The organism is Pseudoalteromonas sp. G5_S1_14_S5, from assembly GCF_054968605.1.
Map to the genome: position 1 here is coordinate 116,979 of NZ_JBQKUM010000001.1, position 22,440 is coordinate 139,418.

General features: G+C 44.9%; 23 protein-coding genes. 3 read left to right on the forward strand and 20 right to left on the reverse strand.

Features of this window, described 5'->3' with window-relative positions; genetic code table 11:
* Positions 1–68 precede the first annotated feature (68 nt).
* The 14 genes from ispG to trmJ form a co-directional block, all read right to left on the reverse strand.
* Complete coding sequence (ispG, locus tag ACTRWI_RS00500) at positions 69–1,190, reverse strand: flavodoxin-dependent (E)-4-hydroxy-3-methylbut-2-enyl-diphosphate synthase (protein WP_004740329.1); 1,122 nt, start codon at positions 1,188–1,190, stop codon at positions 69–71.
* 7 nt (positions 1,191–1,197) lie between these two features.
* A complete protein-coding gene (rodZ, locus tag ACTRWI_RS00505) occupies positions 1,198–2,145 on the reverse strand; it encodes a cytoskeleton protein RodZ (protein ID WP_499128379.1) in 948 nt (315 codons plus the stop codon).
* A 439-nt stretch (positions 2,146–2,584) separates the two neighbouring features.
* Entirely contained in the window at positions 2,585–3,727 is a 1,143-nt protein-coding gene (gene rlmN / locus ACTRWI_RS00510; RefSeq protein WP_004740331.1) for a dual-specificity RNA methyltransferase RlmN, read from the reverse strand.
* Positions 3,728–4,119: 392 nt separating this feature from the next.
* Positions 4,120–4,554 carry a nucleoside-diphosphate kinase gene (gene ndk, locus ACTRWI_RS00515; protein ID WP_004740333.1) on the reverse strand — a complete coding sequence of 145 codons (435 nt, stop codon included), beginning with the start codon at positions 4,552–4,554 and terminating at the stop codon, positions 4,120–4,122.
* 102 nt (positions 4,555–4,656) lie between these two features.
* On the reverse strand, positions 4,657–5,952 hold the full coding sequence (pepB, locus tag ACTRWI_RS00520; RefSeq protein WP_499128382.1) for an aminopeptidase PepB: 1,296 nt from the start codon (positions 5,950–5,952) through the stop codon (positions 4,657–4,659).
* Positions 5,953–6,158: 206 nt separating this feature from the next.
* On the reverse strand, positions 6,159–6,359 hold the full coding sequence (gene iscX, locus ACTRWI_RS00525; RefSeq protein WP_004740335.1) for a Fe-S cluster assembly protein IscX: 201 nt from the start codon (positions 6,357–6,359) through the stop codon (positions 6,159–6,161).
* A 117-nt stretch (positions 6,360–6,476) separates the two neighbouring features.
* Positions 6,477–6,815, reverse strand: a complete 339-nt coding sequence (gene fdx / locus ACTRWI_RS00530) for an ISC system 2Fe-2S type ferredoxin (protein ID WP_004740336.1) — start codon at positions 6,813–6,815, stop codon at positions 6,477–6,479.
* A 20-nt stretch (positions 6,816–6,835) separates the two neighbouring features.
* The gene (gene hscA / locus ACTRWI_RS00535; RefSeq protein WP_499128392.1) at positions 6,836–8,686 is read right to left on the reverse strand and encodes a Fe-S protein assembly chaperone HscA; all 1,851 of its coding nucleotides are present in this window, start codon (positions 8,684–8,686) and stop codon (positions 6,836–6,838) included.
* A gap of 22 nt (positions 8,687–8,708) precedes the next feature.
* Positions 8,709–9,224, reverse strand: coding sequence for a co-chaperone HscB (gene hscB / locus ACTRWI_RS00540; protein ID WP_008222752.1), 516 nt, complete (start codon positions 9,222–9,224; stop codon positions 8,709–8,711).
* An 84-nt stretch (positions 9,225–9,308) separates the two neighbouring features.
* The gene (gene iscA, locus ACTRWI_RS00545; protein WP_061033300.1) at positions 9,309–9,632 is read right to left on the reverse strand and encodes an iron-sulfur cluster assembly protein IscA; all 324 of its coding nucleotides are present in this window, start codon (positions 9,630–9,632) and stop codon (positions 9,309–9,311) included.
* 97 nt (positions 9,633–9,729) lie between these two features.
* Positions 9,730–10,107, reverse strand: coding sequence for a Fe-S cluster assembly scaffold IscU (iscU, locus tag ACTRWI_RS00550; RefSeq protein ID WP_004740340.1), 378 nt, complete (start codon positions 10,105–10,107; stop codon positions 9,730–9,732).
* 33 nt (positions 10,108–10,140) lie between these two features.
* Positions 10,141–11,355, reverse strand: a complete 1,215-nt coding sequence (locus ACTRWI_RS00555; RefSeq protein WP_499128393.1) for an IscS subfamily cysteine desulfurase — start codon at positions 11,353–11,355, stop codon at positions 10,141–10,143.
* Positions 11,356–11,382: 27 nt separating this feature from the next.
* Positions 11,383–11,904 carry a Fe-S cluster assembly transcriptional regulator IscR gene (iscR, locus tag ACTRWI_RS00560; protein ID WP_499128395.1) on the reverse strand — a complete coding sequence of 174 codons (522 nt, stop codon included), beginning with the start codon at positions 11,902–11,904 and terminating at the stop codon, positions 11,383–11,385.
* Positions 11,905–12,021: 117 nt separating this feature from the next.
* Entirely contained in the window at positions 12,022–12,750 is a 729-nt protein-coding gene (gene trmJ, locus ACTRWI_RS00565; protein WP_499128397.1) for a tRNA (cytosine(32)/uridine(32)-2'-O)-methyltransferase TrmJ, read from the reverse strand.
* Positions 12,751–12,931: 181 nt separating this feature from the next.
* Here trmJ and suhB point away from each other — a divergent pair, with 181 nt between their 5' ends.
* The gene (suhB, locus tag ACTRWI_RS00570; protein WP_499128399.1) at positions 12,932–13,735 is read left to right on the forward strand and encodes an inositol-1-monophosphatase; all 804 of its coding nucleotides are present in this window, start codon (positions 12,932–12,934) and stop codon (positions 13,733–13,735) included.
* Positions 13,736–14,021: 286 nt separating this feature from the next.
* Here the strand turns inward: suhB and secF are convergent, their stop codons facing one another.
* From secF to queA, 5 genes are all read right to left on the reverse strand, one after another.
* A complete protein-coding gene (gene secF / locus ACTRWI_RS00575) occupies positions 14,022–14,969 on the reverse strand; it encodes a protein translocase subunit SecF (RefSeq protein ID WP_499128401.1) in 948 nt (315 codons plus the stop codon).
* 14 nt (positions 14,970–14,983) lie between these two features.
* Positions 14,984–16,840, reverse strand: coding sequence for a protein translocase subunit SecD (secD, locus tag ACTRWI_RS00580; RefSeq protein WP_499128402.1), 1,857 nt, complete (start codon positions 16,838–16,840; stop codon positions 14,984–14,986).
* 20 nt (positions 16,841–16,860) lie between these two features.
* On the reverse strand, positions 16,861–17,190 hold the full coding sequence (yajC, locus tag ACTRWI_RS00585; protein ID WP_004740347.1) for a preprotein translocase subunit YajC: 330 nt from the start codon (positions 17,188–17,190) through the stop codon (positions 16,861–16,863).
* Between the two features lie 110 nt (positions 17,191–17,300).
* Positions 17,301–18,437 carry a tRNA guanosine(34) transglycosylase Tgt gene (tgt, locus tag ACTRWI_RS00590; RefSeq protein ID WP_499128404.1) on the reverse strand — a complete coding sequence of 379 codons (1,137 nt, stop codon included), beginning with the start codon at positions 18,435–18,437 and terminating at the stop codon, positions 17,301–17,303.
* 181 nt (positions 18,438–18,618) lie between these two features.
* Positions 18,619–19,671, reverse strand: a complete 1,053-nt coding sequence (queA, locus tag ACTRWI_RS00595; protein WP_499128406.1) for a tRNA preQ1(34) S-adenosylmethionine ribosyltransferase-isomerase QueA — start codon at positions 19,669–19,671, stop codon at positions 18,619–18,621.
* A 258-nt stretch (positions 19,672–19,929) separates the two neighbouring features.
* Between queA and ACTRWI_RS00600 the strand changes: the two genes are divergently transcribed.
* Positions 19,930–20,376, forward strand: coding sequence for a CBS domain-containing protein (locus ACTRWI_RS00600; protein WP_499128408.1), 447 nt, complete (start codon positions 19,930–19,932; stop codon positions 20,374–20,376).
* Positions 20,377–20,455: 79 nt separating this feature from the next.
* On the opposite strand, the gene ACTRWI_RS00605 is transcribed toward ACTRWI_RS00600, so the two are convergent.
* Entirely contained in the window at positions 20,456–21,361 is a 906-nt protein-coding gene (locus ACTRWI_RS00605) for a hydrogen peroxide-inducible genes activator (protein WP_017632986.1), read from the reverse strand.
* A 210-nt stretch (positions 21,362–21,571) separates the two neighbouring features.
* Here ACTRWI_RS00605 and ACTRWI_RS00610 point away from each other — a divergent pair, with 210 nt between their 5' ends.
* Positions 21,572–22,180 (forward strand): peroxiredoxin C, encoded by a 609-nt coding sequence (locus ACTRWI_RS00610; RefSeq protein WP_004740353.1) that lies wholly within the window; start codon positions 21,572–21,574, stop codon positions 22,178–22,180.
* Positions 22,181–22,440: the final 260 nt, after the last annotated feature.

Here is a 22,440-nt window from a genome sequence, read left to right on the forward strand (position 1 = left end):
TATTTATTCCGTAATTTCTCACGATCAGGTGTTGATGCGAATAGACAACCGCACCTCATCGCGTTTTATTAATCTTCTAGGTTTTCTACATCAATGCGATTTGCTTTATCAAGCACTGATGCTTTTGCTCGAATCTTAGCTTCAAGCTGATCAACAAGGTCGTTGTTGTCAAAGCGCTCTTTCTGACGCTTACCATCTTCGTAAAAGGCACTCTTACGAGCACTACCCGCTAGACCTAGATGAGATACTTCCGCTTCACCTGGGCCGTTCACCACACAACCGATGATAGAAACATCCATTGGGGTAATTACGTCTTCTAGACGCTCTTCAAGCGCGTTTACGGTGTTAATAACATCGAACTCTTGGCGAGAACAGCTCGGACACGCGATGAAGTTGATACCGCGCGAGCGAATACGCAAAGATTTAAGAATATCGAAGCCAACTTTGATCTCTTCAACAGGATCCGCAGCTAGCGAGATACGTAGCGTATCGCCAATACCTTCAGAAAGAAGCATACCTAAGCCAACAGAAGACTTAACCGCACCAGCACGTGCACCACCAGCTTCGGTAATACCAAGGTGAAGCGGTTGATCAATCTGTTTCGCCAGTAAACGGTATGAACCTACAGCTAGGAATACGTCAGATGCTTTAACGCTCACTTTAAATTGGTCAAAGTTGAGACGGTCTAAGATATCGACGTGACGCATCGCTGATTCAACAAGCGCTTCTGCTGTTGGCTCTGTATATTTCTCTTGAATCTCTTTCTCAAGAGAACCACCGTTAACACCAATACGAATCGGAATATTCATATCACGAGCACAATCAACAACTGAGCGGATACGGCTTTCATTACCGATGTTACCTGGGTTGATACGCAGACAGTCTACACCGTACTCAGCTACTTTCAGCGCAATACGGTAGTCAAAGTGAATGTCAGCGACCAAAGGAACAGAAACCTGCTGCTTGATTTGCTTAAATGCTTCAGCGGCATCCATAGTCGGTACAGATACGCGAACGATATCAGCGCCTACATTTTCCAGAGCTCGGATCTGAGCAACGGTTGCGGCTACGTCTGTTGTTCTTGTGTTGGTCATGGATTGCACAGCAATAGGTGCACCATCACCGATCGGCACATCACCCACATAAATACGGGTTGATTTGCGACGAATAATAGGAGATTCGTGTTGCATATTAACTCTAAGGTAAGGTTATTCTGGCTACTTTGCCTGAAGTATACCCAGAAAGGTCGACAGGTTCACTTGCAAATGTCATGGATACGCCTTCTGGCGCACCAAGAATCACTTTATATGGCGCTGTTCCTGATAGATTTAGTGACTGACCCGCTTTTTTGATGCCAGTTGATAAGGTTTTGCCGGTCGCATCTTTAACTTGAATCCAGCAGTCTGCAGTAAACTGCATCGTTAGCACTTTGGTTGCCACTTCAGGTGTTGTTTCAGGAGCAGGTGTTGCTTCAACGGTTTCTAATTCAACAGCTGGTTCTACGTCGACTGCTGGTTGTTCATCAGTCACGTCAAGTGCAGCTGAAGTATCTGTCGCATCACTGATTGCAGTAAGTCCTTCAGTATCTTCAATTACAGAAGCCGCAGCGTCGTTCTGCTCAGCTTCAATCACTTCTAAAGAGGCGAACTCAGGGTCCAGTGACTCTTCCACCGCAAGCTCTTCTGAGCTTTCAGTGTTAGTCAGAGATTGAGATAGGGTATCTTGTTGTTGATTCTGCCACCACCACAGTGAAGAGATACCGACGATAACTGCAAAGATACCCCAAGTCAGCAGCATAATACGGCTGTTGTGCTTTTCTGTTTTCGTCTTGCGAGAAAAGCTCAGCATTTCTTGATCTTCATGTTGAGCATCACCGGAGTGGCGAAGCGCGTTCAATACCACTTTTTCATCAAGATTGACGTATTTAGCGTATGAACGGATGTAACCACGCATAAAGGTTGCGACTTGGTCTGACTCAAATTGGTTTTCTTCAATTTGTTGAATTAAAGAAATGCGTAGTTTTAGGCGATCCGAGATCTGCTTTTGTGTTAAACCAAGAGCTTCTCGTTGATTTTTCAGTAGCGTCCCCGCTTCTATAGCTGGAGCGATCGGTTCTTGCGCTTGTGTGTCGTTTTCTGTGTTCATAGAGAGTGAACTTCTAAAATATTATCGCAGGTCGACGAGAGCGTTTTTTATTGTCGTTTAAGCTCATTCTAGCAACCCACTTATGTGGAATTTGTCCTGTTACCCAACTCATCAACCCTTAAAGACGAACGACATGCATTTTATTATTAATGACGTTCTCAGGAAGCTAGTTTATCAAGTAGTCAACCTAAATAGACATATTGATGGTCGGTAACAAGCGAGCACTTAAATTAATTTAAGATTAGTTAATCATAAGCCAATGCCATTACAAGGCAAAAATACTTTCAACAAAATTTACCGTCAGCTCATGCTTTTGTCCAAAAATTGACGAAAAATGTAAGAAAGCGTGGGCAAGAAGTCTAAAAAATAGAAAACGAAGTTCCAAAAACGCAACAAGCCAGAAGTAAGACTTCTGGCTTGTTTAGATTCAAATCGCGTTTTAAACCGCTTTTACTTCAATCACACCACCGGCAACCAAGTTAGCTTCTGAAGCCGCTTTAAGCATTTTAGTACGCTTAGTTCTATCGATAACATCACCTACCAACTGGCCACATGCTGCATCAATATCGTCACCACGCGTTTTACGAACCGTTACTGTGTAGTCATATTCCATTAGCGTTTTTTGGAAGCGGTCAATACGAGAGTTGCTTGGCTTCTTGTATGGTGAACCTGGGTAAGGGTTAAATGGAATCAGGTTGATCTTACATGGCGTATCTTTCATTAGCTCTGCAAGTTCACGAGCGTGGTCCATATCGTCATTCACATGATCCAATAGAACGTACTCTACCGTTACTTTACCGCGGTTAGCATTTGAAGAAGCAATGTAGCGACGTACAGACGCTAGGAAATCTTGGATATCCCAACGGTCGTTGATCGGCATAATTTGGCTACGAAGTTCATCGTTTGGCGCGTGCAGAGAGATAGCAAGTGCTACATCGATGTTATCTGTCATTTGATCAAGGCCAGATACAACACCTGAAGTAGATACTGTTACGCGACGCTTAGACAGTGCGAAACCTAGGTCATCGAGCATGATCTCTAATGATGGCATTAGGTTTTTCATGTTAAGTAGCGGCTCGCCCATACCCATCATTACAACGTTAGTAATTGGACGACGACCTGTCTCTTTCTCTAGACCGATTTCACGAGATGCACGCCAGATTTGCCCCACGATCTCAGAAACTTTTAGGTTACGGTTAAAGCCTTGTTGAGCTGTCGAGCAGAATTTACACTCTAGCGCACAACCAACCTGTGAAGATACACACAGCGTTGCACGGTCACCGTCTGGGATGTATACCGTCTCAACGTCTTGGTCGCCAACGCTCATTGCCCATTTAATTGTGCCGTCTGAAGAGTGTTGAGCTTCAGAAACAACAGGTGCAACAATTTCACAGCGGCGTTGAAGTTTTTCACGTAACTTTTTGTTGATGTTGTTCATATTTTCGAAGTCATCGACACCGAAGTGATACATCCACTTCATCACTTGATCTGCGCGAAAAGCTTTCTCATTCAATTCTTCTGTGAAAAATTTACGAAGACCTTTACGATCAAAATCGAGTAGATTGACTTTAGCTGTGGTCATGATGCCTCTCAATGACGGAACAATAATTAAGGGCGCGAATTGTACAGCCTTTACGCATGTTCAACAAGGGCTGTAAAACCCTGTGTTTACTAAGACATTCAAACTTAAGTGATTAAAATTTGAACAGCCACATTTGTAAGCTGAGATTTAGTGGATTTGGGGCTAAATATCTGGCCTCCACAACTACGACAGAGATTCCCGACTACGCTCCTTCGTCACTATCGGGAATGACGAGACTAACTAGTAAACCCTGACTAATCTCAACAAGCTAACAAGACACAGCCCCGTCATTCCAAAATCGAGGGACGAGATATCTGGAATCTCTAACGTAAAATCCACATACAAAAAAGGCCTCACCGAAGTAAAGCCTTTAGAATCATTTGCTGTGTCGCTTATTGAGCTGGACGTGGGCAAATCTCAGATTCTGGGAAGAAAAACTCGATTTCACGAGCTGCAGACTCTGGGCTGTCGCTGCCGTGTACTGAGTTGTAACGCATGCTGATTGCGTAATCTGCGCGGATAGTACCACACGCCGCTTCTTCTGGGTTTGTTTTACCCATAAGTTCACGGTAACGAGCGATTGCGTTTTCGCCTTCTAGTACTTGAACCATGATAGGACCAGAAGTCATGAACTCTTTTAGTGGACCAAAGAATTCTTTGCCTTCGTGTTCTGCGTAGAAGCCGCTCGCTTGCTCTTCAGTCAGATGAACCATCTTAGCAGCGATAATTTCTAAGCCTGCTTTTTCGATGCGGTGGTAGATTTCACCCACAAGGTTACGCTTAACTGCATCCGGCTTAACAATTGAGAACGTTCTTTCTAGAGCCATAGGGATTCCTTCACTTCATTTTTTTGTTATTAAATACTGAAATTACCAAGATCATTCGATCTAAGGTAATCAATGAGCGGTATCGAAACACCGCTCACGTTATTATTTTGCTTGGTCGATAAGAATACGAGCCAGTGTGCGAACACCCATGCCCGTTGCACCAGCCGCCCATTTATCACTTGGAGATTTACGGTAAGTACCCGCGCAATCCATGTGCATCCAGCCTTTTTTGTAGTCATCTACGAAGTAAGACAGGAACGCAGCAGCAGTACTTGCACCAGGAGTGTAATCACCCGTGCTGATGTTCGAAAGGTCAGCAAAGTTTGAAGGCAGCATGCCACGGTGGAAATCCGCAAGAGGCAATGGCCATAAGCCTTCTTTCTCTTGATTAGCCGCCGTTAGTGCTTGGTGAGCCAGCTCGTCATCAAAGCTCATTAGCGCGTGGTAGTCGTTACCCAGTGCGTTTTTAGCAGCGCCCGTCAGCGTTGCACAGTCGATGATAAGCTCAGGATTTTGCTCACTTGCGTACATCAGGCCATCAGCTAGAACTAAACGACCTTCTGCGTCGGTGTTCATGATCTCAACTGTCTTACCGTTCTTGTATGTGATGATATCGCCAAGCTTCAATGCACGGCCAGAGATCATGTTCTCTGCACAACATAGGATAAGCTTGATGCGCTTGTTCAGGCCACGCTCAATCGCAAGACCTAAACCACCGGTGATAGTCGCTGCGCCACCCATATCCGCTTTCATTGCAGTCATGAACTGACCTGGTTTAATGCTGTAACCGCCTGAGTCAAATGTAATACCTTTACCAACTAGACAGGCAAATACAGGTGCGTTTTCGTCACCCGTTGGGTTGAAGTCCAGTTGAAGCATTGCTGAAGTACGCTCAGAGCCGCGACCTACCGCATAGATGCCTTCCCAACCTTCAGTTAGTAGGTCTTTGTCTTTAACGATTTTTGCTTTAACTGTGCCTTCTGGCGCGACTGACTTGATATATTCAGCTGCCATTGTTGCCAGTTGACGAGGTGCGACTTCTTCAGCGGTCTTATTGATAATGTCACGCGTCCAATCTGTAGCACGAATACGCGCCTCTAGTTCAGCTTGGTCTGCTTCTGGCAGTGCGTCCCACTCCAATGTATTCTTTTTCTTTGGTCCACGGTAACCTTGATTGAAAGCCCATACGCTCTCTAGACCCCAACCTTCACCACTTAGTGAAACGAATGAAATACCTTGTCCATCAAGTGTGCGACCTGCGCGTTGAACGGCACCAAGATCGTGGCCTTCACCAATGTGAATTGTCGCTCCTGTTTCCGAGAACGATAAGATAGCTTTTGCTCCCCACTGAGGCTGGGCAGCTTCCTGACTTAAAAATACTGACATCTGTGTAGACATGATTTCTCCTTGTCTGAGAACCACCTTACTTGAGTGATCCTGATTATTTTTTATTAGCGCACTGATGTTAGCATTATGTAGAAGTAAAATGTCATTTTGATAAAAAAACGGACCATAAGGTCCGCTTTTTTTAGTAAGAATTGTTAACTTGGCTGCGTTTTATATGAGGTTGATTTCACTCCATAGCCAAATCATCGATATGATGATTAATCCATCTCATCCATCCAGCACAAAATAATAGCCTCTAAGATCTTTTCGTTCGAGTGGTTAGGCTCGTCGTCAAACTCTTCAAGGTCTAATACCCACTGGTGCAGATCGGTAAAACGTACCGTTTTAGGATCTGTATCAGGGTACAAATCACATAGCTCAATTGCGATATCGCGAGAATCAATCCACTTCAAGCTCATAACACTTCCTTATATTTATCAGAGACACTTAGTCATTTTATGATCTATATTCTAGGCCAGTTTTGTTAAACCGTTATCTCTGCCATGGCGGACACCACCATGACTGCAGAGAAGTTCTTAATGGTCTTCAGACGCTAGGTTCAACGTGTACTTTGGAATCTCAACAACAAGGTCTTCGTCAGCGACTTTCGCTTGGCAACCTAGGCGAGACTCCATCTCTAAACCCCATGCTTTATCAAGCATATCGTCTTCTAGGTCATCGCTCTCTTCTAAAGAATCGAAACCTTCACGAATCACAACGTGACATGTTGTACATGCACACGATTTTTCACATGCGTGCTCAATACCAATACCGGCCTTTAGTGCAACATCAAGAACCGTTTCACCAGTTTTTGCTTCTAAAACAGCGCCTTCTGGACATAGATCTTCGTGAGGTAAAACAATAATCTTTGGCATGTTTATCTATTCTCTAACTATTAAATATTATCGACTGACTGACCTGACAGTGCAGCACGAATTGATTTATCCATACGACGTGAAGCAAAGTCTTGGCTCGCTTTGTCGGTATTCTTAATTTCTTGTTCAATGGCATCAGCATTGTCGCCATTGCGTGCTTCGATCAGGGTTTCAATTGCCTGAAGAAGTTGCTGCTTTTCTTGCTCGTTAAGTAGCTCATCGCCATCAGCTTGCATTGCTGCAATCAGGCCTTCAATAACACGATCTGCTTCTACGCGTTGTTCAGCAAGTGCACGCGCTTGCATATCTTCTTTAGCAAACGTCATAGAGTCTTTCAGCATGTTAGCAACTTCATCATCGCTCAGGCCGTAAGAAGGCTTCACTTGGATTTCAGCTTGAACACCTGTGCTCTTCTCCATAGCCGTAACCGATAGCAGGCCATCAGCATCCACTTGGTAAGTCACACGAATATGCGCCGCGCCAGCAGCCATTGGTGGAATGCCTTTCAGAGCAAAACGAGCTAGTGAGCGACAGTCGTCCACCATTTCACGTTCACCTTGAACGGTGTGTACTGTCATTGCAGTTTGACCGTCTTTGAACGTAGTAAATTCTTGTGCGCGAGCCACTGGGATCGTGGTGTTACGCGGAATGATCTTTTCTACTAGGCCACCCATGGTTTCGATACCTAGTGAAAGTGGGATTACGTCCAATAGCAACATTTCTGAATCAGGTTTGTTACCTACTAGAATATCCGCTTGAATTGACGCACCAATCGCAACCACTTCATCAGGATTAATACTGGTTAATGGCGTACGACCAAAGAAGTCACCCACCATTTCACGTACTAGTAATGTACGAGTTGAACCACCAACCATTACCACTTCTAGCACTTCATCCGCATCAACTTCTGCATCTTTTAAAGCGCGACGACATGAAAGTAGCGTTTTCTTAACTAGAGGCTTGATGATCTCTTCAAACTCTTCACGAGTTAATGAACCAGACCAACCTAGTACTTCAACATCAACGCTTTCTGATTCAGACAAGCCAATTTTAGCTTCCGTTGCTGCATCGAGAAGCGCACGGTTTTGCTCAGCTGTTAGCTCTGATAATCCCATTTGTTCTTGGAAATGATCAGCAACAAGGTGGTCAAAATCATCACCGCCTAGTGCAGAATCACCGCCAGTAGCTAGAACTTCAAAGACACCTTTAGACAAGCGTAAAATGGAGATATCAAACGTACCACCGCCTAAGTCGTAAACCGCGATCACCCCTTCTTTGCCTGAATCCAGACCGTAAGCAATCGCTGCCGCCGTTGGTTCATTTAGAAGACGTAACACATGAAGACCAGCCAGCTGCGCGGCGTCTTTAGTACCAGCACGTTGCGCATCATCGAAATACGCAGGAACGGTAATCACCGCACCAGATAGCTCACCGCCTAATGTAGATTCAGCACGTTGACCTAGCGCTTTCAGAATATCTGCAGATACTTGAATCGGGTTCTTGTTACCTTGCTCTGTACGAATCACAGGTAGGCCATTATCACTTTCTTCAAACTGATATGGCAGAGATGGGTATCGTTGCTGAATATCAGCCAGTGAGCGACCAATCAATCGCTTAACTGAGATAATAGTGTTCTTAGGATCAGTCTGTGCATTTACACGAGCTTCATCACCAGTCGTGTGTGAGTCTGACTGATAATGAACAACGGAAGGCAGAATGCTACGACCATCTTGATCAACGAGCGTGCTCGCCTCACCACTGCGTACGGACGCAACCAATGAGTTTGTTGTACCTAAATCAATCCCCACAGCAAGCTTGTGCTGGTGAGGAGCGGCGCTTTGCCCTGGTTCTGCAATCTGAAGTAGTGCCATGGATGTGTCCTTGTTGTACCAACTAGCCGATCAGACGATCTTCAACTAGCTCGATTTCATTCTTTAATTTTGCAATAAACTTTAGCTTTCTTACTCGGTCTGCAGCCTCTAACCAAGCTTGGCTGTCGAGTTCTTGTTGGATAGCGCTTAATTGTTGTTTATACATTTTGCTAACCTTTCCCTCAAATGCAAACAAGGCATCTTCCGGATCAGAACTGTCAGCGATATCTTCAAGCTCTTCACGCAGTTCCATTTGCTCCATAAGAAACATTGGATCTTGCATGGTCTGTTGTTCACCACGGATATCTTCACCATGTTGAACTAACAGGTATTCTGCACGGCTAATTGGATTCTTCAGCACCTGGTACGCGTCGTTAATTTGCGCGGCTTTTTGCACGGCTAGTAGGCGGTCTCGCTCAGAAGCTGTGGCAAATTTATCAGGGTGGAATTGGCGTTGCAGATCTCTAAACTGAGAAGAAAGAAGGCTACCATCCAGCTGGAACTGAAGTGGTAGCCCAAATAATTCGAAATGATTCATGTAACGGTGGTCCTAAGTTTAGGCTCTTAAATCAGAGCCTAATTTTATTCTTCGCTTACTATAAACGCTTGACGATTCAATCACTTATACATTGAAGCTCTCACCACAACCACACTCGCCTTTCGCGTTAGGGTTGTTGAATTCAAAACCTTCGTTTAGGCCTTCTTTTACGTAATCAAGCTCAGTACCGTCTAGGTAAACTAGGCTCTTTGGATCAATAATGACCTTCACACCTGAATGCTCAAACACTTGATCTTCTTCGTTAAGCTCGTCAACGAATTCTAGTACATACGCCATACCCGAACAGCCAGTGGTTTTAACCGCTAAGCGTAACCCGATACCTTTGCCTCGGTTATCTAGGAAAGCTTGAACTCGACTTGCCGCCGTCTCTGTCATGGTGATGGCCATACTACAACCTTGTGTTTTATATAAATTGAGAAATCAGGGGGAGCACAAAGGATGCTCCCAAATATTGCTTATTTTGGAGGATTACTTAAGGAGACGATTAACGCTTCTTTTTGTAATCCGCAACTGCTGCTTTGATTGCATCTTCAGCAAGAATTGAACAGTGAACCTTCACTGGTGGCAACTCAAGCTCTTCTGCGATTTCAGAGTTTTTGATAGCAGCCGCTTCATCAATGCTTTTACCTTTAACCCACTCTGTTACCAGTGAGCTAGAAGCGATTGCACTACCACAACCGTAAGTTTTGAATTTTGCGTCTTCGATAATACCTTCTGGTGTTACCTTGATTTGCAGTTTCATTACGTCACCACAAGCTGGTGCGCCAACCATGCCGCTACCTACACTTGGGTCTTCTTTGTCAAACGAACCTACGTTACGTGGGTTTTCGTAGTGATCAATTACTTTTTCGCTATATGCCATGATAGTTACCTCGAATCCTCTATATCCGTGAGATTAGTGATGTGCCCACTCAACAGTGTCCAGATCAATCCCTTCTTTATACATATCCCATAGAGGAGACATGTCGCGTAATTTGTTTACCGCTACACGAATTTGTGCAATCGCGTAGTCGACTTCTTCTTCCGTTGTGAAACGGCCGAATGAGAAACGTACTGAGCTGTGTGCCAGTTCATCATTTAGACCAAGAGCACGTAGAACGTATGATGGCTCTAAGCTTGCAGATGTACATGCAGAACCCGAAGATACCGCTAGGTCTTTTAGAGACATAAGCAGAGACTCACCTTCAACGAAAGCAAAGCTTACGTTTAGGTTATGTGGTACACGTTGGTCTAAGTCACCGTTTACAGTTACCGCTTCTAGATCCTGAACACCTTTCAATAGGCGCTCACGAAGTGCTAGTGCGTGATCGAAATCTTTCTGCATGTCTTGCTTAGCGACAGCACACGCTTCGCCCATACCCACGATTTGGTGAGTAGCAAGTGTACCAGAACGGAAGCCACGCTCGTGACCACCACCGTGCATTTGCGCTTCAAGACGGATACGTGGCTTTCGACGAACGTAAAGTGCACCGATACCTTTAGGGCCGTACATTTTATGAGCTGAAAGTGAAATTAGGTCAACTTTAGTCTCTTTAACGTCTAGTGGGATTTTACCCGCAGACTGAGCTGCATCAACGTGGAAGATGATCTTGCGAGAGCGACATAGTTCGCCGATGGCATTGATATCTTGGATAACGCCGATTTCGTTGTTTACATGCATGATAGAAACAAGAACTGTGTCTTCACGCATTGCAGCTTGTAGCTTGTCTAAATCGATGATGCCGTTTGCTTCTGGCTCTAGGTAAGTTACCTCAAAACCTTCACGCTCTAGTTGGCGACATGGATCAAGAACCGCTTTGTGTTCTGTTTTGCACGTGATTACGTGCTTACCTTTCTTCTCGTAAAAGTGCGCTGCACCTTTAATAGCAAGGTTATCTGACTCTGTAGCACCAGAAGTGAAAACAATTTCACGTGGGTCTGCATTTAATAGGTCAGCAATTTGCTCACGAGCATTATCTACTGCTTCTTCTGCCTGCCAGCCGTAACGGTGTGAACGAGATGCAGGGTTACCGAAGTTACCGTCCATCGTCATGCACTGAACCATTTTCTCAGCAACTCGTGGATCGACTGGGCATGTAGCTGAATAGTCAAAGTAAATAGGCAGTTTCATTTTCGACTCCAATGTAAAAACTGACCGCTATGAGCGGGCATTAACACCGTGAGGTGCTGCACTAATCGTTGTAGTGCTCGTATTTTTTTGTGCAAAACTATTGTTAACCGCAAGATCAATATCTTGACGATCAGAAATCTCTAAAACTTCGTTATCTTTCATCAGCTCGCCAAGAGTGATGTCGTTTAAGAAGCTGCTGATTCGGGAGCTTAAATCACGCCAAAGGGTGTGAGTTAAACAACGACTGCCACCTTGGCAATCTGCTCGACCGTGACACTTAGTTGCATCTACTGATTCGTCAACTGCTGCAATCACAGTTCCGACAGCGATATCACCCGCTTCAGCGCCAAGGCGGTAACCACCACCTGGGCCACGAACACTAGCAACTAAGCCAGCTTTACGTAACTTAGAAAAAAGTTGCTCTAAGTAAGATAACGAGATGCCTTGTCGCTCTGAGATGTCAGCCAGAGGAACTGGGCTTTTTTGCGAATGTAGTGCTACATCTAGCATAGCCGTTACCGCATATCTTCCTTTAGATGTAAGTTTCATATCACACCGTATCCACATTGTTTATGTGGTTGGAATTTTCCCATACCTGACTAAATTGGTCAAGTATTTTACCTGACTATTTTAGTCAGGTATTCATCCTTACAGAGAGCGTGGTTTTCACTGGCTGTTTTTGCTCTTCTCGATAGAAGTCAAAATACCACGAAGCGTGTTGATCTCTTGAAGTTCTGGACGCGCACGACTAAACAGGCGACGTAACTTATTCATCACCTGCCCAGGTTTATCCTTAGAGATAAATTGGGTATCGATGATGACTTTTTCAAGGTGTTCATAGAACATTTCTAGTTCATCGTGACGAGGGTACTCATCTTGAGGCTGTGGCTTGTATTGGCTAGCCACCATATCAAGGTGCGCAACACGTACTTCGTAGCTCAGTGTCTGCACGGCCATCGCTAGGTTTAGCGAGCTGTATTCAGGGTTTGCAGGAATACATACATGGTAGTGACACTTTTGCAGTTCTTCATTCGTAAGGCCTGTGCGCTCACGACCAAATACTAATGCTACTGGGTGCTTTTGGCCTTCAACAGCAAACTTTTCACCACACTCGCGAGGCTCAAGCATTGGCCACTCAAGAGTACGTGAACGAGCACTTGAACCGACAACCAAACCGCAGTCTTTTACGGCTTCGTCTAATGTAGAGACAATCACCGCGTTTTCAGCGATGTCACCAGCGCCGGCAGCCAGTGCTAAGGTCTGCTCGTCAACTTCACACTGAGGGTCTACAAGAATTAACTGACTCAAACCCATCACTTTCATTGCGCGAGCTGCTGATCCGATATTTCCCGAATGAGACGTACCAACCAGAACGACTTTTACATTGTCTAACATGCTATATGACACCACTTTAAAAATAATCGCGAGATATTAACACATCGCAAAGTAAAATGGTCAGACCCTTCGTGTAATGTGAATCTAAGAGTTCAAAAAATAACCACTTCCCTTTTGGGAAAACTTTGGTATACTCGCCGCCGCTTTAAATTGTTCTTTAACATCTTGTGGGAAAAACCATATGCATCCAATGCTAAACATTGCGATACGCGCTGCGCGTAAAGCTGGCAACCATATTGCTAAATCTCTAGAAACAACTGATAAGATCGAAACGTCTCTAAAAGGTAACAACGATTACGTTACTAACATTGCTCAAGAAGCTGAGTACATGATCATTGAGACAATCAAAGCATCTTACCCAGAGCACAGCATTATTTCTGAAGAGAAAGGCCTAATCGAAGGTAAAGACTCTGACGTACAATGGATCGTTGACCCACTAGATGGCACCAATAACTTTGTAAAAGGTTTCCCTCACTTCTCTGTATCTATCGCTGTTCGCATGAACGGTCGTACAGAAGTTGCTTGTGTTTACGACCCAATGCTAAACGAGCTATTCACAGCTCAACGTGGCGCTGGTGCTCAACTAAACAACGCTCGCATGCGTGTTACACAACTTAAAGACCTTCAAGGTACTGTTCTAGCAACGGGTTTCCCATTCAAAGCTAAGCAACACTCTGAGTCTTTCATGAAGATCATTTCTGGTCTATTCGTCGACTGTTCTGACTTCCGCCGTACTGGTTCTCCAGCACTTGACCTATGTTACCTAGCAGCGGGTCGTGTTGACGGTTACCTAGAACTAGGCCTAAAACCTTGGGACCTAGCAGCTGGCGATCTAATCGCACGTGAAGCTGGTGCAATCCTAACTGACTTCGCTGGCGGTACTGACTACATGAAGTCTGGTAACGTTGTAGCTTCAAGCGCACGTGGTGTTAAGTCTATTCTTAAGCACGTTCGTGAGAATGCAAACGAAGGTATGCTGAAGTAATTCAGGCCTTACGTTAATAGCCTCTATTCAACAGAGAGCTAAAACTTCAAAGCCTCGCACATGCGGGGCTTTTTTGTATCTGTGGTTCAGGAGTTCGAGATTCGAGATTCGAGATTCGAGATTCGAGATTCGAGATTCGAGATTCGAGCAGAATAGCGCTCATGACATTAAGTGCAACTCACCTCGAACGTAATTTGTATTAAGTTTTCCTACAAAATGTAGGCATAAAAAAACCGCTAGTTACCTAGCGGTTTTTTGGGTTTAACGAAACTTGTTAAGCCAAGGCTTATGGCATTTCGTCAAACTCTTCACCTTCTTTTTCCACTTCTGGTGGCATTAGGTGTTCACGCGTAATACCCAACTTCATCGCTAGTGCAGATGCAACGTAGATAGAAGAGTAAGTACCAACCGTAATACCCAGTAGAAGTGCGGTTGCGAAACCGTGAATCATTGCGCCGCCCTGAACAAACAGTGCGATAACTACGAACAAAGTTGTACCAGAAGTGATCAATGTGCGGCTCAATGTTTGTGTGATTGAGCTGTTCAGTACTTCAGGAGCTTCGCCTTTACGCATCTTACGGAAGTTCTCACGAATACGGTCGAATACAACAATGGTATCGTTGAGCGAGTAACCGACTACCGTTAGCAAGGCAGCTACGATGGTCAGGTCTACTTCAATTTGCATTAGAGAGAATACGCCCAGCGTGATGATAACGTCGTGCGCCAGTGCAAGTACCGCACCTGCCGCCAAACGCCATTCGAATCGCACAGATACGTAGATCAATATACAGATAAGAGAAACTAGGATAGCAAGGCCACCCGCTTCTGTTAGCTCATCACCTACGTTAGGGCCAACGAACTCAATACGACGCATTTCAACTTGTTCACCTGTGCCTTTCTCGATAGCTGAAAGAATTTGGTTACCAAGTGTCTCGCCTGCAACCCCGTCACGAGGGCGTAGACGAACCATTACATCACGAGCTGAACCGAAGTTCTGTACCGTTGCATCACCAAAGCCGTCGGCCTCAAGTGCACTACGGATATCAGGAAGGTGTGCTGGTTGTTCAAAACCCACTTCAATCAGAGTACCGCCAGTAAAGTCTAAACCCCAGTTCAACGATTTCGTTGTAAGAGTGAAGATAGCTGCACCAATCATCAAGATAGAGAGAACAAAGGCAACCTTTGACCAACGCATAAAGTCGATCATTTTTTGTGCTTTTAGAATCTGAAACATATTAATTCCTAGCCTTAGATCGACAGTTTCTTAACGCGTTTGCCGCCATACATCAGGTTCACGATACAACGTGTGCCGACAATAGCTGTAAACATAGAAGTCAGGATACCGATAGACAGTGTTACCGCGAAGCCTTTAATCGCACCAGTACCAACCGCAAATAGAATGATTGCTGTTAGAAGCGTGGTGATGTTCGCATCGGCAATTGTGCTGAATGCGTTCGCGTAACCTTGGTGAATCGCTTGTTGTGGACTGCGTCCCTCTCGAAGTTCTTCACGTATACGCTCAAAGATCAGTACGTTCGCATCTACCGCCATACCCACCGTTAATACAATTCCGGCAATACCTGGTAGCGTCATGGTTGCACCTGGGATCATCGACATTACACCAATAATCAATACCAAGTTCGCCATCAGCGCAACATTCGCGATAAGACCAAAACTACGGTAGTAAAGCAGCGTAAATAGCATTACGGCAGCCATGCCCCAAACCATCGCCATGATACCCATATCGATGTTTTGTTGACCCATAGACGGACCAATCGTACGTTCTTCAACAATCGAGATAGGCGCAATTAGAGCACCTGCACGAAGTAAAAGTGCCAAGTTATGAGCTTCAGCTGTAGAGTCGATACCAGTAATACGGAAGTTACGGCCAAGAGCAGATTGAATCGTCGCTTGGTTGATCACTTCTTCATGCTTAGTAAGAATCACTTTACCTTCAGGTGTCTTACGACCGCTGTCTTTGTACTCTGCAAATACGGTTGCCATTAGCTTACCGATATTTTGACGAGAGAACGCTGACATCTTGCTACCACCTTCGCTGTCTAGCGAGATATTAACTTGAGGACGACCATATTCATCAACACTTGAGCTTGCATCTGTAATGCTAGAACCACCTAGGATAACGCGCTTCTTAAGTACCACAGGGCGACCATCACGGTCTTGCTTGATTTCACTACCAGCAGGAGCACGACCAGAAGCGGCAGCGGCTAAGTCAGCACTGCTATCAACTTCACGGAATTCAAGCGTTGCAGTCGCACCAAGAATTTCTTTAGCACGAGCCGTGTCTTGAACACCTGGCAATTCCACTACGATACGGGTAGCGCCTTGACGTTGAACCAAAGGCTCAGCAACACCAAGTTCGTTTACACGATTACGTAGAATGGTAATGTTTTGCTCTACCGCGTAGTTACGGATTTCTTGAAGACGAGCTTCAGTGAAGTTAGCAATCAAAGAAAAACGACCATTCGAGTCAGAGTCTACGAATGTCATATCTTGGTGCTTAGATTGCAGTAGCGATTTCGCTTCAGCAAGCTGCTCTTCATTACGTAAAATCACTTCTACCGCATCTTTGCCCGATGGACGAATAGCACGGTAACGGATCTTCTCTTCACGAAGTTCACTACGGAACGCTTCTTCTTGTTGGCCTACTAGCTTTTCCATTGCAGCGTCCATATCCACTTCCATTAAGAAGTGAACACCACCACGTAGGTCAAGACCAAGCTTCATTGGTGCAGCACCAATAGACTCAAGCCAATCCGGTGTTGAAGCCGCTAGGTTTAATGCAACGATAACGTCTTCATCTAATGCTTCAGTGATAACATCACGGGCACTAATTTGAGAGTCTGTGTCGTTAAAGCGAACAAGAATGGAACCGTTTTCGAGAGCAACGGATTTAGTTGAAAGGTTTTCTGCTTCAAGAGCATTGGTGACAGCATCCAGCGTAGACATATCTACAGAGGCGCCACGCGCCCCTGTAACTTGAACTGCCGGATCTTCACCGTATATATTTGGAAGTGCGTACAACGCAGCGATGGCAATAGTAAACACCACCATCAGGTACTTCCATAACGGATAACGGTTTAGCACAGCGAGGATCCTCTAGCTGTTTATAGAGATTTCAGAGTACCTTTTGGTAGCACTGCTGTAACGAAGTCTTTCTTGATAACTACTTCGTTGTTTGCGTTCAGTTCGATCGCAACGTAGTCGTTGTCTTCTGCAATCTTAGTGATTTTACCGATCAGACCGCCGCTAGTAAGAACTTCGTCGCCTTTGCCCATAGAAGCCATTAGGTTCTTGTGCTCTTTAACGCGCTTCGCTTGTGGACGATAGATCATGAAGTAGAAGATCACAGCGAACATACCCAGCATGATAAGCATTTCGAAACCGCCGCCTGCTGGTGCACCTTCTGCTGCTGCGTGAGCTTGAGAAATAAACATTTAAAACATCCTCTATTTATATTTTCGTAATTGTTTGTCTAATTGGGTTGTATCCCTTTATTTTCAAGCCCCATCCCTCCGAAGAGAGACAGGGCTCGCAAAAAGAAATACTAAGATTCTTTACCTAGTGGTGGTACTTCACGCCCCATTCTTGCGTAGAACTCTGCAACAAACTCTTCAAAGCGGTCTTCATCGATAGACTGACGAATGTCAGACATTACTCGTTGGTAGAAACGCAGGTTATGAATCGTGTTCAGTCGAGCACCTAGGATTTCGTTGCAACGATCCAAGTGGTGCAAGTACGACTTGCTGTAGTTCTTACAAGTGTAACAGTCACACTCTGAATCTAGTGGTGTTGTATCGGTTTTATGCTTCGCATTACGGATCTTGATCACACCTTCAGTTACAAATAGGTGACCGTTACGTGCATTTCGCGTTGGCATGACACAGTCAAACATGTCGATACCACGACGAACACCTTCAACTAGGTCTTCTGGTTTGCCTACGCCCATTAGGTAACGTGGCTTATCTTCAGGCAATTGAGGACATGTGTGCTCAAGAATGCGGTGCATGTCTTCTTTTGGTTCGCCTACTGCTAGGCCGCCAACTGCGTAACCGTCGAAACCAATTTCAGTTAGGCCTTTAACAGATACATCACGTAGGTCTTCGTATACACCACCTTGAACGATACCGAATAGTGAGTTCGGGTTTTCAAGTTGGTCGAAGTGGTTACGAGAACGCTCAGCCCAACGAAGAGACATCTCCATTGAGTCTTTCGCTTCTTTGTGTGTCGCAGGGTAAGGCGTACACTCATCGAAGATCATTACGATGTCTGAACCTAGGTCTTTTTGGATTTCCATCGACTTCTCAGCGTCCATGAAGATCTTGTCACCGTTTACAGGGTTACGGAAGTGAACACCCTCTTCAGTGATTTTACGCATCGCACCTAAGCTGAATACTTGGAAGCCGCCTGAATCGGTCAGGATAGGACCTTGCCAGTTCATGAAGTCGTGCAAGTCACCGTGCATTTTCATGATTTCTTGACCAGGACGTAACCATAGGTGGAATGTATTACCTAGTAGGATTTCAGCACCTGTGTCTTTTACTTCTTCAGGGGTCATACCTTTTACAGTACCGTAAGTACCTACAGGCATAAATGCTGGTGTTTCAACGGTACCGCGTTCAAACTGAAGTTGACCACGACGTGCACCAGCGTTTGTTTTTTTAAGTTCGTATTTTAATTTCACGAAGCCTCCAATATGCCAGAGAAACAATCTGACTGTTAATTCAGAGCTTAAGTTAACCTTAATACTCTATGAGGAGCGGTCGCGTATTCCTTGCGAGAGATTAGACAGAGACCCTGCCCGACTCCTAGCTTACTGCTAGCACCCGTAAATTCTTATTTATATCGCTTATAACCAGCTTAAATTAGCTGGTTTTCTTGTTGATGAACATGGCATCACCATAGCTGAAGAAGCGGTATTCGCTCTTCACTGCATGATCGTATGCAGCCATTACATGGTCGTAACCTGCAAACGCACTCACCAACATAATCAGAGTCGATTCAGGTAAGTGGAAGTTAGTGATAAGGCAATCGACCAACTGGTATTCGTAACCAGGGAAAATAAAGATTTCTGTATCACCAAAGAATGGCACTAATTCTGTACCATTTTTCAGAGCATCTTGTGCTGCACTTTCTAGAGAACGAACCGATGTTGTACCCACTGCGATAATACGTCCGCCACGTGCTTTCGTTGCCGCAACCGCATCCACCACTTCTTGCGGTACTTCAACGTACTCTGCATGCATGTGGTGATCGTTGATGTTGTCTACTTTTACTGGCTGGAATGTGCCCGCGCCAACGTGCAGCGTTACATATGCAAACTCAACGCCTTTAGCTTTCATGTCGGCCATTAACTTGTCGTCAAAGTGAAGACCGGCTGTTGGTGCAGCTACCGCACCTGGCTTTTCATTATAGACCGTCTGGTAACGCTCTTTATCTGCGTCTTCATCTGGACGATCAATATAAGGAGGCAGTGGCATGTGACCAACGCTGTTCAGAATCTCTAGAACGCTTTGATCAGATGTAAAATGGATTTCAAATAACGAATCATGACGCGCGACCATTTCTGCTTCGTACTCATCATTCTCACCAAGGAACAGCTTAGTTCCCGGCTTTGGTGACTTAGAACAACGGACATGAGCCAGAATGCTTTTCTCATCCAGCATACGCTCAACCAACACCTCAAGCTTACCGCCTGAAGCTTTGCGACCAAATACACGAGCAGGGATAACGCGCGTGTTATTGAAAACAACCAGATCGCCTGGTTCCACCAAATCTAAAACGTCCTTAAACGAACCATCAGTTAGGTTGCCGTTATTGCCATCTAATTTAAGCAGGCGGCTTGCTGTACGCTCTTCTTGAGGGTAGCGAGCAATGAGTTCATCTGGTAGGTCAAAGTGAAAATCTGAAACTTGCATTTTTCTGGTCTTGTTTGGTTGATGAATGAGTAGACGCGACTAAAAATTTCGCAGTGGGCTAGTATAGGCACACGAGCCGCAATAGCAAGGTTTACAGCAATGGATTATTGTTAGGAGGCGTAAAATTATGCGACTTAATCCGCTCTCCGATAAAATGAAATAGTTGTGTAAAGCTCACTCAAAAATGCGCCAGCTCTCAGTTATTTTTTGGATAAAAAACTATAGTGAGAACAACAAATAAATAATAAGGATGTTCGTATGATCAAGGTTGAAGATATGATGACTCGCAACCCTCATACTTTATTGCGCTCACATTCATTGGCCGATGCTAAGCACACCATGGAAGCGCTTGATATCCGCCATATCCCAGTCGTCGATGCCGATAGAAAACTATTGGGCGTAGTCACCCAAAGAGACGTTCTCGCCGCCCAAGAATCTAGCCTACAAAACATTCCGCCAGCTCAATCTTTTACCCTATCTACTCCTCTCAACGACATCATGCACAAAAACGTTATATCTGTAGAGTCTCGAGCAGGGTTAAAAGAATCTGCTATTTACATGCAGAAACACAAAGTGGGCTGCTTACCAGTGGTCAGCCACGGCGAACTGGTTGGCATCATCACCGACAGTGACTTCGTCACCATCGCGATTAACTTGCTTGAACTACAAGAAGAAGTAGAGCCAGAAGAAGCTGAAGTGGATTAACCGTTGAGTGTGCAAAACAAAGAGCGGCTAAAATTGCCGCTCAAAAGTATAAATTAAATACGCTGATCAATGATGTCTCCTACAGCAACTCAGATACCACATCGGCTAATTGGTGGAAAGTTTCACGGCGTGACGAGCTTGGTCGCCAAACAAGGCCGATGTCGCGGTAGGCTTGTTGACCAGGCGGATCAATAACCACCAGGTTTTGATTTTCCAGCAAGCCATGGTCGATAGCCATTTGTGGAATAAAGGTGGTTCCTAAACCGTTCGCGACCATTTGCACCAATGTATGGAGGCTTGTGGCGGTGAACGGGTTTATTTTCTCTTTGTCGGTTAACTTACAGGCTGACACCGCGTGCTCAGTTAAACAGTGCTCGTTCTCCAACAAGAATACCGATTCGTCTGGTAGGTCGTCATATTTAATTGGGACACGAATACCATCTGCTTGATTACGGCTGATGACCATTCTAAAAGGATCTTGCCCAACCACTTTGCTCTCCATGTTGTCGATATCAACAGGGAGAGCCAGAATCAACACGTCTAACTCACCATGGCGCAGTGCCGCAAGTAAGTTCGTTGTGGTGTCTTCGCGCAACAGCAGATTTAGCTGAGGAAAGCGTTGGTTGGCTTCTTGTACTAAATCGCACAAAAGAAATGGCGCAATGGTAGGAATGCACCCTACTCGCAACTGACCTTGCATCGCATCACCATTACATAGGTTACCGAGTTCAACCAAGTCCTGCCCTTTCGCCAATAACTCTCGACCATGCTTCACCACCAGCTCTCCCGCTTGAGTGAAAACGAGTGGGCTTTTTTTATCCTTCTTCTCATACAGAGGGCAACCAATCAGCTCTTCTAGATTTTGGATACCTTTACTAAGAGTAGATTGGCTGACGAAACAGCGATCAGCGGCATCGCTAAAGTGGCGCGTTTCGTGAAGAGTAACAAGATAGTGAAGTTGCTTAAGACTTGGCCATTTATTCATGAAATTACTTTGTAATATGAGTAGGATAAGTTACAAGAAGGTCCGAAGACCTGAGAAAAGGACAAAGAATAAGCTTATCGCTTTTTTCGATGAACTTAATCTATTTAATTCGCTTTTTTCTATAGTACCGATTGTACTATAGTTTGTCGCGTAGAAACGGAGCCCAAACAAAGATGTGTTGGGCCAACTAATTTTTTAGGAGATTCCAAAATGGTACTAGTAGGTCGTCAAGCCCCTGACTTTACTGCAGCAGCTGTTCTAGGTAACGGTGAGATCGTTGATAACTTCAACTTCGCAGAATTCACTAAAGGTAAGAAAGCGGTTGTTTTCTTCTACCCACTAGACTTCACTTTCGTTTGTCCTTCAGAGCTAATCGCTTTCGACAACCGTCTAGAAGATTTCCAAGCTAAAGGCGTTGAAGTAATCGGTGTTTCTATCGATTCTCAATTCTCTCACAACGCATGGCGTAACACTGCTATCGCTGACGGCGGTATCGGTCAAGTTAAATACCCACTAGTTGCTGACGTTAAGCACGAAATCTGCAAAGCATACGATGTTGAGCACCCAGAAGCAGGCGTTGCTTTCCGTGGTTCTTTCCTAATCGACGCTGACGGTCTTGTACGTCACCAAGTTGTTAACGATCTTCCACTAGGTCGTAACATCGACGAAATGCTACGCATGGTAGACGCACTAAATTTCCACGAGAAGAACGGTGAAGTTTGTCCTGCACAATGGGAAGAAGGTAAATCAGGTATGGACGCATCTCCAAAAGGTGTTGCAGCATTCCTATCTGAGCACGCTGACGACCTAAGCAAGTAATTACATTCTTAAGCCCGACTCAACACGGGTGAATGGTTGGATGACTCTCTATAAAGAGAAATAAAGCATAAGCTGTAGCGTAAAGCGCACCGCCAATCAGTTAAGAAGTAAAGTCTTATTCAAAGCCCGAAGTTAACGCTTCGGGCTTTTTGTATCTATTGCTTCAACAATGGTTTATTCCTTGCCCATATCCACTACGAATAGGGGTAACCGCAAAGCGAAACTTTACCTCTATTTTCCTCTATCGCTACCTATTCAGA